This window comes from Halomonas halmophila, assembly GCF_006540005.1.
Taxonomy (GTDB): Bacteria; Pseudomonadota; Gammaproteobacteria; order Pseudomonadales; family Halomonadaceae; genus Halomonas; species Halomonas halmophila.
In genome coordinates this window covers 1-14,654 of record NZ_BJOC01000043.1, presented here as the reverse complement: position 1 = coordinate 14,654, position 14,654 = coordinate 1, and the positions used below count along the sequence as shown (strand labels likewise).

Annotated in this window: 11 protein-coding genes; 2 read left to right on the top strand and 9 right to left on the bottom strand. The window is 61.1% G+C overall.

The genetic code is table 11. The features are described 5' to 3' along the window. Positions 1–8: 8 nt before the first annotated feature. From HHA01_RS13345 to HHA01_RS13335, 3 genes are all read right to left on the bottom strand, one after another. Positions 9–749 (bottom strand): outer membrane protein assembly factor BamE, encoded by a 741-nt coding sequence (locus tag HHA01_RS13345; protein WP_246053911.1) that lies wholly within the window; start codon positions 747–749, stop codon positions 9–11. A 133-nt stretch (positions 750–882) separates the two neighbouring features. Then, a complete protein-coding gene (locus HHA01_RS13340) occupies positions 883–1,158 on the bottom strand; it encodes a YrhK family protein (protein ID WP_141321527.1) in 276 nt (91 codons plus the stop codon). A gap of 21 nt (positions 1,159–1,179) precedes the next feature. Beyond that, on the bottom strand, positions 1,180–2,367 hold the full coding sequence (locus HHA01_RS13335; RefSeq protein WP_141321525.1) for a M24 family metallopeptidase: 1,188 nt from the start codon (positions 2,365–2,367) through the stop codon (positions 1,180–1,182). 144 nt (positions 2,368–2,511) lie between these two features. Here HHA01_RS13335 and HHA01_RS13330 point away from each other — a divergent pair, with 144 nt between their 5' ends. Further along, positions 2,512–3,231 carry a YebC/PmpR family DNA-binding transcriptional regulator gene (locus tag HHA01_RS13330; protein ID WP_141321523.1) on the top strand — a complete coding sequence of 240 codons (720 nt, stop codon included), beginning with the start codon at positions 2,512–2,514 and terminating at the stop codon, positions 3,229–3,231. 105 nt (positions 3,232–3,336) lie between these two features. Here HHA01_RS13330 and HHA01_RS13325 read toward each other — a convergent pair whose 3' ends face one another. Then, on the bottom strand, positions 3,337–6,321 hold the full coding sequence (locus HHA01_RS13325) for a putative bifunctional diguanylate cyclase/phosphodiesterase (RefSeq protein ID WP_498071602.1): 2,985 nt from the start codon (positions 6,319–6,321) through the stop codon (positions 3,337–3,339). 276 nt (positions 6,322–6,597) lie between these two features. Further along, complete coding sequence (locus HHA01_RS13320) at positions 6,598–7,218, bottom strand: LysE/ArgO family amino acid transporter (protein WP_141321519.1); 621 nt, start codon at positions 7,216–7,218, stop codon at positions 6,598–6,600. A gap of 94 nt (positions 7,219–7,312) precedes the next feature. On the opposite strand from HHA01_RS13320, the gene HHA01_RS13315 reads away from it, so the two are divergent. After that, positions 7,313–8,194 (top strand): LysR family transcriptional regulator ArgP, encoded by an 882-nt coding sequence (locus tag HHA01_RS13315; RefSeq protein ID WP_141321517.1) that lies wholly within the window; start codon positions 7,313–7,315, stop codon positions 8,192–8,194. A 9-nt stretch (positions 8,195–8,203) separates the two neighbouring features. Here HHA01_RS13315 and HHA01_RS13310 read toward each other — a convergent pair whose 3' ends face one another. From HHA01_RS13310 to HHA01_RS13295, 4 genes are all read right to left on the bottom strand, one after another. After that, entirely contained in the window at positions 8,204–9,298 is a 1,095-nt protein-coding gene (locus HHA01_RS13310; protein ID WP_141321515.1) for an HlyD family type I secretion periplasmic adaptor subunit, read from the bottom strand. 92 nt (positions 9,299–9,390) lie between these two features. Then, positions 9,391–11,550: a type I secretion system permease/ATPase gene (locus tag HHA01_RS13305; protein ID WP_141321513.1), complete on the bottom strand. Its 2,160-nt coding sequence runs from the start codon at positions 11,548–11,550 to the stop codon at positions 9,391–9,393. Further along, positions 11,550–12,863 (bottom strand): TolC family protein, encoded by a 1,314-nt coding sequence (locus HHA01_RS13300; protein ID WP_141321511.1) that lies wholly within the window; start codon positions 12,861–12,863, stop codon positions 11,550–11,552. The genes HHA01_RS13305 and HHA01_RS13300 overlap by 1 nt, the downstream gene beginning before the upstream one ends. Before the next feature lie 86 nt (positions 12,864–12,949). After that, positions 12,950–14,654, bottom strand: a 1,705-nt coding sequence (locus tag HHA01_RS13295; RefSeq protein WP_246053910.1) for an Ig-like domain-containing protein, incomplete at its 5' end; no start/stop codon positions are given.

The following is a 14,654-nucleotide window of genomic DNA, read 5'->3' as shown; positions in this document are numbered from 1 at the left end:
AGCCCCGCTCACCCCCCGCGAACCTGAATGACGAGTTGCGCCATGCTCTCGCAGCGACTGATTCGCTCGACCGCATCACAGGGCGAGACGTCGCTGCCCGTCAGCACGATGTCAGCGGTTCCGGGCTCATATGCCGCCGCGAGGAAAGTCTGCACGCTGCGCCTCGGTTCGGAATGAACGGCAGGCTCCGGATAGCTGGCAATAGCCAGCGAAGGCGAACGAAAATCACGCTTAAGCAGCCTAACGAACTCTTCCAGCAGGCGTCGTCCCTCGGGCGTCAGCTCACCGTCCTCGGTAAAGGAGCTCTCGAGCGGCAAGCGATAATTCTGGACAACCCCCTCACCCTCGATCGGCTCGGCCTGCCAGTTCGAGAAGCGCAACGCACAACGCGCACTGCGCCAGTCGGCGCGCTCGACACGCCCCTCGCTGTCGAACACCAGACGATACTGGCACCGCATGGGCTCATGATCGCCCCGGGCTTCCAGATCGAACAGATAGTGCCACGCGCGCTCCTTGGCGAACCCTGCAGAAAAATGCGGCGTGCCCAACAGCTCGCGCACCCGGTCCCGACCATCCCCCGGTTCGATGGCCATGACCGCCTCCGGCGACTCCAGCGTCCCGGCCCTGAAGAACGCATTATCCGGTTCGGGGAACGCCGCTTGCGTCGTCGTCGTGCCGGCACAACCACTCAACACCCCGGACACCATCACGCAGACGGCACAGGGGGCGATCTTCATCACTTGCATCATGTTCACTGGAAGTCCTCCCACGACTAGGCAATGACCGACAAAGGCCGACGCTGACGGTCCGGCGCCAGACATGCCGAATGATTCTTGAGGGGCTCACTGGTAACGCCCCGTGGTGGCACTCGCCACCCCACCCTCACTGATGCCATTGGCTATCCGGGATGCGCTGCAAGTGCAGATGGCTCGCCAGCCGAATACTCGGGCGCAGCAGAAACTGCACACTACCGATAATAAACAGCCATATCGCCAGGGTTTCATGACGGGGAAACAGGAACAGGATGCTTCCCACCAGAAACCAGATGGCGACGAGAAAGTCATTGGCGATGCTGAGCGTCTCGTAGCGACGACGAATCACCAGTTCTTCATGTCCCAACTGGATCGTCAAGGGATTATCGATATCGGACCTGGGCACACTTCCTCCTCGTTCAGGTTGTCACGGAGCGCCGGCCAGTTGCCAGTCATTGTCCGTCAGCGGCACGCCACCATCGGGGGTGACGCGCACGGTATCACTCAGGCCGACGCCCCATTCACCCGGCAGGCGCAGACAAAGGGGCAGATGAAAGACCATGTCGTTCTCGAACAGTCGGTTCTGCCCCTGCGCGATGAAACCGGTTCCCTCGACCCAGCTCGGCGGGAACTGCGCGCCCACGGCATAGCCGAAGACACCGGAAAAGAACACCCGGTCCGCATGCGGAGCCAGCACCGCATCGGCGGCACGCGCCGCCTGGTCGAAGGTGTTGCCGGGGCGCATGGCATCACGCAACGCCAGACTCAACTGACGGCACACATCCCCCAGGGCCAGCATCTCCGAGCTGGGACGCCCCGCAACGGCCGTACGCATCATGGGCGCCGTGTAACGTTCGTAGGCGGCGCCGAACTCCAGGAAGACGGGCTCTTTCTCCCTGATCACGCGGCGCTTGTGATTGACATGAATGGTGCCGATGCGCGGCCCGGTGGTGACGATGGGCTGCAGGCTCATGAATTCGCTGCCCGCCGCCAGCATCGCCCTGGCGCCCTCCGCTGCGACCTCATTGTCGGTGACGCCCGGGCGAATCACCGCCTCCGCCGCCTTCAGCCCCAGCGAGGTCAAGCGCGCACCTTCCTGCAGGCACGCCAGTTCAGCGGGACTCTTGATGATCCGCACGCCGTCGACCAGCGCGCCGCCATCCCGGCGAAAACGCTGAGCCCCCAGGCGTGACTGCAGTTCACTGATCACACCGTGACGCAAGCCGGCATTGTAGGCATCCAACCCGATGACCGCATGGGGCTCCAGCGTCGCTGCCAGCGGTTCGACCACTTCCTCGATGCTTTCCCACCGATACCCCAGGCTCTCATCCACCATGGCGGTGACCACCGCAGGCCCTGTCTCGATGGAGGGCACCTGCAGCACGAGCCGATCCTGACTGATGACCAGGCAGGCATGCACCGAGACCTCGAACGTATGGTAACCGGTCAGGTAGTAGATGTCGGCCGGATCGGTGAGCAGCAACGCATCGAAACCCTGGTCCCCCATGCGCTGGCGTATGGCACGGCGACGTGACTCGAACTCGGCCGGAGCAAAGGGCAGCTCCTTGCCCCCCTGGGTGGCGGCGAGGGCATGGCGATAAGCCTGATAATCCATGGCAAGACTCCTGGTGACGGACAATGCCTGTTCAGGCAGGCCCCAACAGTGTATGCGGCCGGGACACAATCTGAAATAAGACTGTTCGCATCTCCCCGTGTTTCGTAAAATCCTGCGCAACACTAGCGGCAACAGGACAAGACAATGGGCAGAGCCTTCCAGAACCGCAAGGAATCCATGGCCAAGACCTCGGACGCCAAGGCCAAGGTCTACGGCAAGTACGGGCGCGAGCTATACGTCTGTGCCAAGCAGGGCGGCAGCGACCCGCACTCCAACCTGACACTGCGGGGGCTCATCGAGCGCGCCAAGAAGGCGCAGGTCCCGTCGCATGTCATCGACAAGGCACTGGAAAAGGCCAACGGTGCCGGCGGCGAGGACTATGCCCTGGCACGCTACGAAGGGTTCGGCCCGGGCAGCGCCATGGTCATCATCGAGTGCTTGACCGACAACCCGAACCGAACCATCGGCGATGTGCGTACCTGTATCAACAAGTGCAAGGGCAAGCTGGGGACCCCCGGCAGCGCCAGCCACATGTTCGACCACTGTGCGATCTTCGCCTTCGACGGTGAAGACGAGGAAGGCGCGCTCGACGCCATGATGGAAGCCGATGTCGATGTCACCGATATCGAGAACGAAGGTGGACGCATCACTATCTTCGCCCCGCATACCGAGTATGCCAAGGCCAAGCAGGCACTGATCGACGCATATGGCGAGCTGGACCTGGAGATCGATGAAATCCAGTTCGTGCCGCAGACCACGACGCCGGTGACAGGCGAGGATGCCGCCCTGTTCGAAAAACTCCTCGACATGCTCAATGAGCTGGACGACGTGCAGAACGTCTTCCACAGCGCCGAACTCGCCTAAGCCGAGATCAGACCAGACAGCTCGTGCACTTACCGAAGGCCCGCACCAATACCAGGGTAGACGCTGTCGCTCAGCAGGCCGGGCGCTGCCTGGCCATCCCGCTGACTAGCCCAGACGCCCGGCTCCGCGGTCGCCTTCGGGCGTGCCTTCACGGGCGCGTATGACCTGGCTGATCAGCATGTTGCCGGGCTCTGGTCGGCCCAGCAGAAATCCCTGCAACTCATCACACCCCAGGGTCTCCAGAAAGGCGCGCTGCTGCTCGCTTTCCACGCCCTCGGCCACCACGCGGTAGTTGAGGCTGCGAGCCATGCTGACGATGGCCTGCAATAGCGTCTCGTCTTCCGGCGACCCGGGCACATCATTGATGAAGCTCCGGTCCACCTTGACCGTATCGATGGGTAGTTGCTTCAGGTAGGCCAGTGACGAGTAGCCGGTGCCAAAGTCGTCGATGGCAATATTGACGCCCAGAGCGCGAATACGCTGCAGGAGCGGCAGCACCAGGTCGATGTTATCCACCAGCATGCTCTCCGTCAGCTCGAGCTCCAGCATGTTCGGGGCCAGTCCGGATTCCCGCAATATCCGCTGGATATCACTCCACAGGCCGTCTTCACGCAGCTGCTTGGGCGACAGGTTCACCGATACCGGCACGGCCTCACCCTGCTCGGCCCAGCGCACCGCCTCATGGCATGCCTGTTCCAGTACGAAGCGGCCTATATCGACGATCAACCGGGTTCCCTCGGCAATCGGAATGAAGATGTCGGGGGGAACCAGACCATGTTCCTGGCTTTCCCAGCGCACCAGGGCCTCGGCGCCGACAATCCTGCGACCCGAGATTTCGAAGCGTGGCTGGTAACGCACGAAGAGCTCATCCTTGTTCAGGGCTTCACGCAAGCCCATCTCGTAATTGAGGCGCTGCTGTTGCCGCGCATCGATGCTGGGGTCGAACAACACGATACGCTGCCGCCCCCGCTCCTTGGCCACGTACATGGCCTGGTCGGCGTTACGCAGCAGGGTCTCGGCGGTACCACCATGCCGCATGCTCAGCGTGATGCCGATGCTCACCGAGTTGAGGCATTCATCCTCGCCCGCCTCGAAAGGCATCTCGAGGGTCTTCATCACCCGCGAGGCAATCGACATGACCTGGGCCTCGGTATCGATATCCCGCAGCATCACGGTGAACTCATCGGCACCGAATCGAGAGATGACATCCTTGGCCTGAACGCAGGTACGCAACCTGTCGGCGACCTGGCACAACACCTGATCCCCCCGGGAGTGCCCGTATTTGTCATTGATGTCCTTGAAGTGGTCCAGATCGATGAACAGGATGGCCGTCATGGTCGACGCCTGTTCCAGCGCTTCTTCCAGCCGCTGGGAAAACAGGCTGCGATTCGGCAAGCCCGTCAATTGGTCGTACCAGGCCAGATGTTCGAGACGGTGCTCGGCCAGCTTGAGCTCGGTGATGTCGTTGAAACGCAGGACATACCGCGCATCACCGGATGACTTGGGCAATGTGGTCGCCGAGACCAGTACCGGCAGAATGCCGCCCTGGCGATGCGCAAAGAAACACTGCCCCTGCCAGCGACGCTGCTTGTCCAGTTGACTGGCCACTTCAGGGTGCTCGTGCAGAAATGCCTGAATGGCCGACGTCGCCTGGCTCTGGTCATACCCGCTCAGTTCACTGAAGGCACGGTTGGCGATCAACGCATTATGCCGGTCATCCAGCACGATGATGGCCTCGGTGGTCTCGGCGAAGACATTCTGTACCAGCCCCAGACGCTCCTGGGTCTCCTTGAGCTCGGTGATATCAGTCGCAATCCCCCCCAGCAGATGAGGCGCTCCTCCGCCATCACTGATCGGAAACTTGGTAACCAGGAAGGTTCTGACACCATCCGGCGTGCGGATCGTCGCTTCGTATTTCACCGCTTTGCCGGAGTCCAGTACTTCCCTGTCCGAGGAGCGTGCCTGATCGAGCATGTGTTCCGGCAGCACCATGTCATCGCGTTTGCCGACCATCGCCTCGGGAGACGACCAGAGGGTTCGCGCATACTGCTTGTTGACCAGCCGGTGGTAGCCTTCAACGTCCTTGACGAAGATGCATTCGGGGGAATAGCGAATAATGCCGGAAAAGAAGGAGTCCTGTTCATGCGCCTGCCACAGCCCGGCGTCGCTGGTGCGTTCCAGGCGCTGGCCGGTCGACGCCGGGTCACCCGACACCGATGACCGGCCGGGCCGCGTCTCGGGGCGAAGAGCCGCCTGTGCGTCACTCAGCGGGTCCGCCAACAAACGCCCCGTCAAATGGCGCACGGCAAGCAGCCAGATGCCAACCAGTACCACAACCATCAGGCAGACCACGAGCAGCATGGTGAGATGGATGTCACGCAATAGCGGCGACGCGGTATTCGGCAGCCACGAGCGAACCTGGTATTGAGCACTGTTGCCGACCTGCCATGTATGGTGTCGCAGGATGCCGGAGTCCTGCTCGACCAAACCCCGCGCGTCACGCATGCCGGCCAGCGCCGCCAGCTGGCCGGCGCTTGTCTCGCGCGATACCAGGACGGTGTCGTTGCGTTGCAGCGTTACCGCTGACGCGCCGAAGGTGCTCATCAGGACGCTGGCCAGCCAATCATTGTCATTCAAGCGCACCAAGGTATACAGCCAGGCCGGCCCCGCAGTGCTGACTTGGTGATCCAGCCGGACCGGCAATACCAACCACTCACCAGTGGCCCCTTCGGATGCCTCTGTCACGCTCTGCCACTCATTGATCGTGACATTGTCGTTCAGCACCGCCTGTACTCGATCCGGGCTGATCTGCCGGGATGCCACGACCCGCTCTTGGCGATACCCGAGCGCCAGTGCATCGATATGTCGGCGCCCCCCGGTGGCCAGTTGCTGCTGCAAAACCGACCGGACCCCGTCGAGGTCGGCATCCGCCAGTGCCTTGTGCAAATCCGGCGAACCAGCAATCGCCTGGCTCTGGGAGCGAATATCCATGAACCGCTCGCCCAACACCTCTTCCAGGAGGCGTTGGTCACGCTGCAGTGTATGCTGTTGAGACTCATGCAAAAGCTTTTCTGAACCAAGGTACGCCATGACCAGCGGTGTCACGGATGCCAGCGTCAACAGCACGATTCCCAAGCCCCAAAGCCAATGGGAAAAACGTGAAGCACGCACTCGATAAGTCTCCAAGACGGTATCAGCGATGCCTGACGAGCCACGTCAATCAGGAGATGATAGGGGTTCCCGACCAAGCGGTGATGGATAACCGCAAACTTTGCAAAATCCGGTTACCCGTCCCAGAGTTAAGATAATGCTGATAGAAAACGCAATGTACTTTGCGTTGAATGTCCGCCACAGATGCACAGTGGGTCACGCAACTGCTTGCAAACCAGTATCGAACGCCAGGTTCAACGCGATCACTGCCATCATCGTGGCGATCCCGCCGTCGATCAGCCGCCAGGCGCGAGGCGTCGCAAGCCAGGGCGACAGCAGGGCGCCGCACCCGGCCAGCAGCCCGAACCACAGAACCGAGGCACTGCCCGCCCCCGCCACGAAGGCCGCCTCACTCTCCTGTTGAGCACCGACCGAAGGTATCAGCAGCAGGGTATCCAGATAGACCTGGGGATTGAGTACCGTCACGGCCAGGGTCGCCAGCATCACTCCGACCAGGCTGCGTTTCTCGGCTTCCGCACGTTCGAGCCCCTGGCGACCGGCGATAGCCCGATAGAACCCCTGCGCCGCCAGCCACGCCAGGAACGCCACGCCCAACCACCGCAGCACTGCCATGGCTTCCGGCATGGCCACCAGCATGGCACTGACCCCGAACATGCCGGCCGTGATCAGCAACAGGTCGGTGCTCATGCACAGCCCGGCCGACCACCAGTGATGTTCACGACGCACGGCCAGGCCCAGTACATAGGCATTCTGGGCACCGATGGCAATGATGATGCCACCACTCACCAGCAGGCCGGTCAGGTAACTCTCCCACATCGATATCGTCCTTTTGCTATCCAGCGTGAAGCCAGAATAGCGAGACATCGCTATACTAAAAAATCATTCTCCTAAGCCCGCATCAGTTTTACTTATGCTCGACTATAAACTGCTCAGCGCCCTGGCGACGGTCATCGAATGTGGTGGCTTCGAACGCGCCGGCGAGGCACTGGGTCTCTCCCAGTCCGCCGTATCGCAACGCATCAAGGCACTGGAAGTCCGACTGGGCCAGCCGGTGCTGGTCCGCCACCCGCAACTGGCGGCGACCCCCGCCGGACAGCGACTGCTGAATCACTACCAACGCGTCTGCCTGCTCGAGCGCGAACTCGGCCAGGCCCTGCCGACACTGGAAGTCGCCTCGCCCCGACTGCGTATCGCCCTCAACGCCGATAGTCTGGTGACCTGGTGGGCCTCGGCCGTCACCGACTTCTGCCGGCGCGAGGAAGTATTGATGGACCTGGTGGTCGAGGATCAGGACGTCGGCCTCAAACGCCTGCGAGATGGGGATGTCGCCGCCTGTCTATGTGCCAGCGACCAGCCAATTGCCGGCGCACGGTGCGTGCCGCTGGGCTCGATGACCTATCACCCCATGGCCACGCCCGAGTATGCGGCCGACCATTTCCCCGACGGCCCCTGCGAAGCGGCCTTCCGACGGGCCCCCGCCATCGTCTATGGCCCCAATGACCAGTTACAGCACCGCTTTCTCGCCCAGTTCGGCTACCACGGCCCCTTCCCCTATCACCTGTGTCCGGAGTCGGAAGGTTTTGTGCGCCTGGCCAGCGCCGGCATGGGATACGGCATGATGCCGATGATACAGGTCCGAGACGCTGTCCGGCGTGGCGAGTTGATCAGCCTGGCACCGCAGCATGCGCTAGAGGTTCCCCTGTACTGGCACTTCTGGCGTCACAGCGGCGAACTGATGGAGCGGCTGACACGTGAGCTTTCCGCCCTCAGGCTGGGCGAAGCCTCCGGGTGACACGTTGTCTTAGTAAAGCCGCGCCTTGATGATCGGTTTGAGCAGGTAACTGAGCAGCGAGCGCTCGCCAGTCTGAATATCCACCCGTGCCACCATGCCGGGACGAATCGGCAGGCTTTCACCATTATGGGTTAGCTCGGCACTTTCGGTCCGCACCAACACCTCATAGTAATCCTCGGTACCACGCGGTGTTTCTTCCTCGATGGTGTCCTCGCTGATCTGCTCCACCGTGCCTTCGAGATCACCATAGACTGTGTAGTCATAAGCTGTAATCTTGACACTGGCCGGCATGCCAGGGGCCACGAAAGCCACATCACGAGGACGAATGCGCGTCTCGATCAACAACTGGTCCCCAATGGGCGTAATCTCCATGATCGGCTCGCCAGGCTGTACGACACCGCCCTGGGTCGTGATCATGATGTCATTGACGCGGCCGTTGACCGGCGAGGTGATTTCAGTCCGTCGCAACTGATCCTGTCGCTGCATCAGAGTCTGCTCCAGTGTGTTCAATTCGGCCTGCTTGGAAGCAAGTTCACTGTAGGCATCCTGTACATAGGTGTTGCGCATCTCGGCCAGCTTGCCCGCCAGGGAAGCAATCGATTGACGCAGTTTCAAGGACTCCATGGCACTAACGGAACGCCGCTCAACCAGCGGTTTCACCAGTTCCAGTTGCTGCTGAGCCAGATCCATTTCTTTGTTGATCGAATGCTCCGCCTCACGCAGCTTCTCCCTTCTTGCCTTGAACAATGAACGCTCTGAACGAGCATGCTCACTTTGTGGATCTACTGATGGTGGAAATTCGATGCTGTCCTTTTCCAGCACCTCGGCTTCGAGCCGAGCAATGGTGGCACGCAACACCTGAACCTGGCTCCGTGTTTCGAGGTAGGCACTGCGAAAACGCGTATCATCGAGCTTGACCAGCGGTTCACCGACCTCAACGCGTTCCCCCAGGTCTACCAACAATTCGGAGATGATCCCGCCTTCCAGGCTCTGAATGGATTGCATGCGCGACAATGGCACCACCTTACCCTCGCCGCGCGTTACATCATCGATCGTGGCCCAGGCCGACCAGGCCACAAAGAGCCCGATCACCACCACGGTCATCCATAGAACCGGATGGCTGGCCCGATGATGCAGGTTCAGCCTGGGATCTCCCAGTTCGCGTCGTAGTCCAGCACGTGTCAGCTTTTGCTTGCTCAATCCTGACGCTCTCCACTAACCTTTTGCGGTCGCGGCGGCGCCTTGACCTGGTTGCCCGACACGACGCTGTCGCGCGGGCCATCCATGACAATGGCGCCGTCACGCAGTACCACGGCACGTTCCACGAGATTCAGCAGTGCTCGCTTGTGGGTCGATACCACCAGGGTGCGACCTTTCAACCATTCCTGAAGGTAGCGAATGACATGCTGCTCATTGGTCTGGTCGAACGCCGCCGTCGGTTCATCCATCAGCACAATGCGAGGGTCTTGCAGCAACAGCCGTGCCAGGCCGATTGCCTGACGCTGGCCACCGGATACGCTGGTACTACTCTGAATCGGCAGGTCGAGCCCAAGGGTATGGCGCCGCACGAAGGTCCCGAGCCCCACGGCATCCAGTACCTCGAGCAGTTCCTCATCGTCATAGGCCGCACCGTCCAGGGTCAGGTTGTCGCGCAGGGTCCCGTAGAACAGGGCAATATCCTGAGGCAGATAACCGATCGCCCGGCGTCGGTCCACGGGTTCGATCTGCCCAAGGCCGATATCATCCAGCATGATGCGTCCCGCTCCTGGGTCAGTCAGTCCAGCCATCAGACGCAGCAGGGTCGACTTGCCCGCACCATTGCCACCCAGCAAGGCCAGATGCTCGCCCGCATCGATCTCGAGTTCCTTGAGGTTGAGAGCCGCCGGAGCATCTTCCTGATAACGCAGCACTACATCTTCCAGCCGATAATGACCATAGAGCTTGGGCTTGCGCGCAAAGTCGCGGTCCGCAGGACGCTCGACGGGAGCATCCATCAACTCATCGAGCCCCTCCATGGCCACCTTGACGTGCTGCCAACGCGCCAGAATACCCGCCACCTGGGTCATCGGCGCCACAGTGCGCGAGGTCAGAATCGTGCAGGCGATCAGCGCACCGATGGTCATGTTGCCGGCGCTGATCTGGTAGACCCCCACCACGACCACGCCGACATAGCAAAGCTGCTGGACCATGGTGGCACCATAGCCCAGCATCACCGAAAGACTGCGCAGCTTGACGCTGGCTTCCGACAGATCTCCCGAAAGGTTTTCCCAGAGCCGCAGGTTGCGCCCTTCCGCCCGGGTCGTCTTGACGGTCTCCAGATGTTCCACGGACTCCAGCAGTACGCCCTGACGAACGGCTCCCTCGCGCAAGTTCTGGCGCGAGAGCTTGGCCAACCGCCCCTGGGCCAGCAGGCCGGGCAACACCATGAGCACCACGGCAGCGATCGGCACCCAGACTACCGGGCCACCAATAAAGAAAATCACCCCCAGGAACAGCAACACGAAGGGCATGTCACTGATCGCCCCGATGGTCGAGGAGGTGAAGAACTCGCGCACCGACTCGAATTCGCGAATCTGGTTACTGAACGCCCCGGTCGAGGACGGCTTGGCCGACAGGCGCATCTGCATCACTCGCTCGAAGAGCAGTGACGACAGTTGCAGGTCCAGCCCCTTGCCCGTTACATCCAGCAGGTGCCCTCGCAGGCAGCGCAGGACGAACTCCAGCACCACAGCCAATGCGACACCGCTGGCCAGGATCCACAGGGTTTCAAAGGCCTCGTTGGGCACCACCCGGTCATAGACCTGCATGGCAAACAGTGCCGTGGATATCGCCAACAGGTTGGCCATCATGGCCGCCACGCCGACCTCGGCAAACGTCTTCCAGCGTCGCTTCAAGGGGCCGCGAAACCAGTGCTCTTCCTGCTCACGAGCAAAGTCACCGGCACGCTGGTCAGGCTGATAATCGGGGTGCGCCACCACGGTAGTGCCGGTGTGGCAACGCTTCAGGCGTTCCAGCGCCATGCGCACTTGCCCACCGCCACTTTCCGGGGCCAACAGCACCGCCTCGTCTCCCTGACACTCGACCAGCACCAGGTAACGGCCATCCTCGAAACGTAGTAATGCCGGGAGCAACTCCTCACCCAGCGCCTCCACATCCGCCTCGATAACACGCGCCGATACGCCGGCTCGTCGCAGGGCTCGAGGCACCATTTCCAGCGGCAGACAGCCGTGTTCAAGGGCCAAGCCATCCCCCAACTCCGCCGCGCTGGTAGGGCAGGCAAGCTGTCGGCAGAGTATCACCAGCCCCTCACGCAAGGCGTCCGCGGGCTCACTCGAGACCCGTGTCGTCTCTTCCATCACGGAGCTCCTTGTTCATCGGCGGTGGACTCAGACAACGGCCGTCCCAGCACCTGCCCCAGTTGCCCGAGTTGGGCAGCGATCTGATATTGGATCCGCAGCCGCTCAACTGTCAGATCAGCCATCTGCCGCTTGGCTTCGAAGTAGTCGCGTTCGATGCTCAATAAGTCCGCCACATCGCGGAACCCAGCATCAAACTGGTCGCGATAGGTGGTCATGACATTGGCCGCATTATCGACCTGCTCTCGCAGTGCCTCGAGACGCCAGGCCAGCACATCATCCTGCTCGACCAGGCTGGTGATCTCGCGACGCAGGTCTCGATGAGCTGCCCGCTGCGACCACTCACTAGCCTCGACCTGCTGACGCGCCGCATCGGCCTGCCGAAAATTCGAGAGCCCCTGGAAAGGCTCCAGACGCACACGCAATTCCAGTACGGTATCCTCTTCCATCTCACCGCCGATCTTGCGGCGCAACACCGAGCCTTCCAGATTCAATTGAGGTTTGAGACGGGCTTTGGATTCCTCGAGCTCGGCTCGCGCGGCTTCCACCTGGGCGCGAGACTGACGTAAGCGTGGTGCCTCCCGAACAGCCGCACGAATCTGCTGATCGTTGGTAAAACGGTCGGCCATGATCAGCGGGTCCGGTCGCTGGAGAGAAGATGGTGGTTGATTGACCAGAACCCGGAACTGTCGCCGGGCATCGTGAAGACTGCCCTGCTCGATGGAGAGCTGTTCTCTGGCCCGTGCCAGATCCAGACGTGCGCGCTCTGTTTCACTCCGATCGGCATACCCGCCAGTGCCACGATCCACCGTCAGGTCACGCAGTTTATCGAGTTCATTGATGTAGCTTTCCACCTCGGCAACGCGCTGGCGTGCGGCTAGCACATCGAGGTAAGTCTCGATGATATCCAGCGCCACTTCATCGATCTTGACCTTGAGTGCAGCCAGTTTCTGCCGGTGTTGAGCCGAAGCGTTATCCACCTGAGCATCGATCTTTCCCCAGTCGTACAACACTTGAGTGGCCGTGATGTCATAACCGACTTCACCGGTCAGCGAGTTCTCCGGTCCAGCCGACATCTCCACGCTGGGCCAATAGCTATCCCTGGCAATATCCACCTGGGTGGCGGCACTGGCCACTTCTGACTCGGCCGATTGCACGGCTGGATGTGTGGCCACTCCCTGGCGGACGGCGTCCGGCAGGGTAATGGCCGCTGCCGGCATCGCCAGCCACAGCCCCCCCAGCAGCACCGTCAGCAGACAACATACCCTGCGCCCACTCACCTTGGCATCAAGGCGCTGAGTCTTCTGACTCATTACAAGGCTCCTTCCAGCTGTGAGCTCCCCATAACAAGCAACCCGGGCAACCGTACTCGGCCACCCGGGTTACTCAGAGAGGATTATCAAGCGGTTTCAACGTTGGCCGTATTCTCTTCGACCTGCAGGGTCGCGCTACCCGAGACATACTGGTCGTAGACCACATCGTTAATCGTTACCTGGCCGTCCTCCGACCAGCTGCCTTCCGCCAGATTGAGCGTATCCGCTGCATCGCCAGTGACTTGAAGCACATCGTCATCATCGGTGAGCGTCAGCACATCATCGGACTCCAGCGTCAGCGTCGACCCATCGTCGTCCTCGCCCAGGTCGATACGCTCGATGTTATCGATGCTGCCAACCGCACCATCATCCGGATCTAGGTCGATGCCACCATCCAGCTGAAGCACATCGAAGCCATCACCGCCATCGACAGAATCGAAACCGGTGCCAGAGGTGGAGATCAGGTCATCCCCGGCACCACCGGAGAAGCTATCGGTACCGTTGCCATCGATCAGGGTATCGTTGCCGGCTCCCCCATTGAGGGTGTCATCCCCGGCACCGCCCCGGAGCAGGTCATTGCCTCCATTGCCATTCAGGGTATCGTTGCCCTCGTAGGCGTAGAGGCGGTCGGCGCCGCCATCTCCTTCCAGAGTGTCAGCACCGGCTGTGCCATCGATCACGGGATTGCTGTCCGGGCTTAACAGGCTCAAGTCAGCTAGCTCAGTCACACTATCCGTTGCCATCTGCGAATCAGCATCGGTGCCCGTGATGGTATAGCTGGGCAGCAGCCCGACATCGGTCCCGAGCAAGCTCTCCGACAGATATATAGAGGCCAGGAACTCATTGATCGCCAAGTTATCGATGGTCCCGCCATCCGCGGCACTAACTGCCAGCGTCGGAGTAGTATTGAGAGGCACGAGGCTATAGTCCTCGAACTGGACATCCAACCCAAACTCATCGGCCATTGCCTGCGACCAGTTCAAGGTTTGATCGCCCGTCCCCAACAGACCCAGAATCTGGTCGACACTCAACACAGAAGACATCTCTATCGTCACGGACTCCAGATCGCCGTTCGGATCATAGGCCGAGAACATCTGGTTGCTGAGATCGAGGAGTCCAAGAGCCTCCGCACCGACCAGCCCTAACAATCCGCTACTATTGACGTTCACCACCGGGCTTGTGGCCTCGACGTCGAAAGTCACGCTATTGGAAGGGGCCGAAGCATTGCCGGCGGTATCGGAGACCTCCGCTGTCACGCTGTAGCTGCCATCATCCAGCCAGGTAGGAATGGTCACACTGGACGACCCTGCGTCGATATCATCCGCAGTTACCGTGTAGTCGACAGTGGTAGCAGCGGCTCCATCGTCGACAGTCAAGGTAACGGTATCGCCAGCCTCGGTATCCGCACCCAGCGTTACCTCGGTCTGGATGCCATCGACCATCTCCTCTGAATCGACGACCCCATCATCAGTCGCCTCGGCGATCGCCAGGGTTGGGTCCCCAGGAGGAGTCACATCGACAACAATCGCCCCGAGCGAAGCTGCAGGACTGGTGTTACCCGCCATGTCACTCTGACGAACCCGAACATCACCAGCCGGATAGTCTCCCTCGGAAAGAACGAAGCTGTTATCGGTGCCCTCGGTCCAGGTCTGGCCACCGTCAGTGGAGTACTCCCAGGTGGCATTCGGCTCGAGACCATCGACCGTGACGCTGCCGTCACTGGTGACGCCATCGCCGTCCGTGCCGGTGTCGTTGGTCAGTGTAAGCGTCGGCGCGTCCGGCGCAATGGTG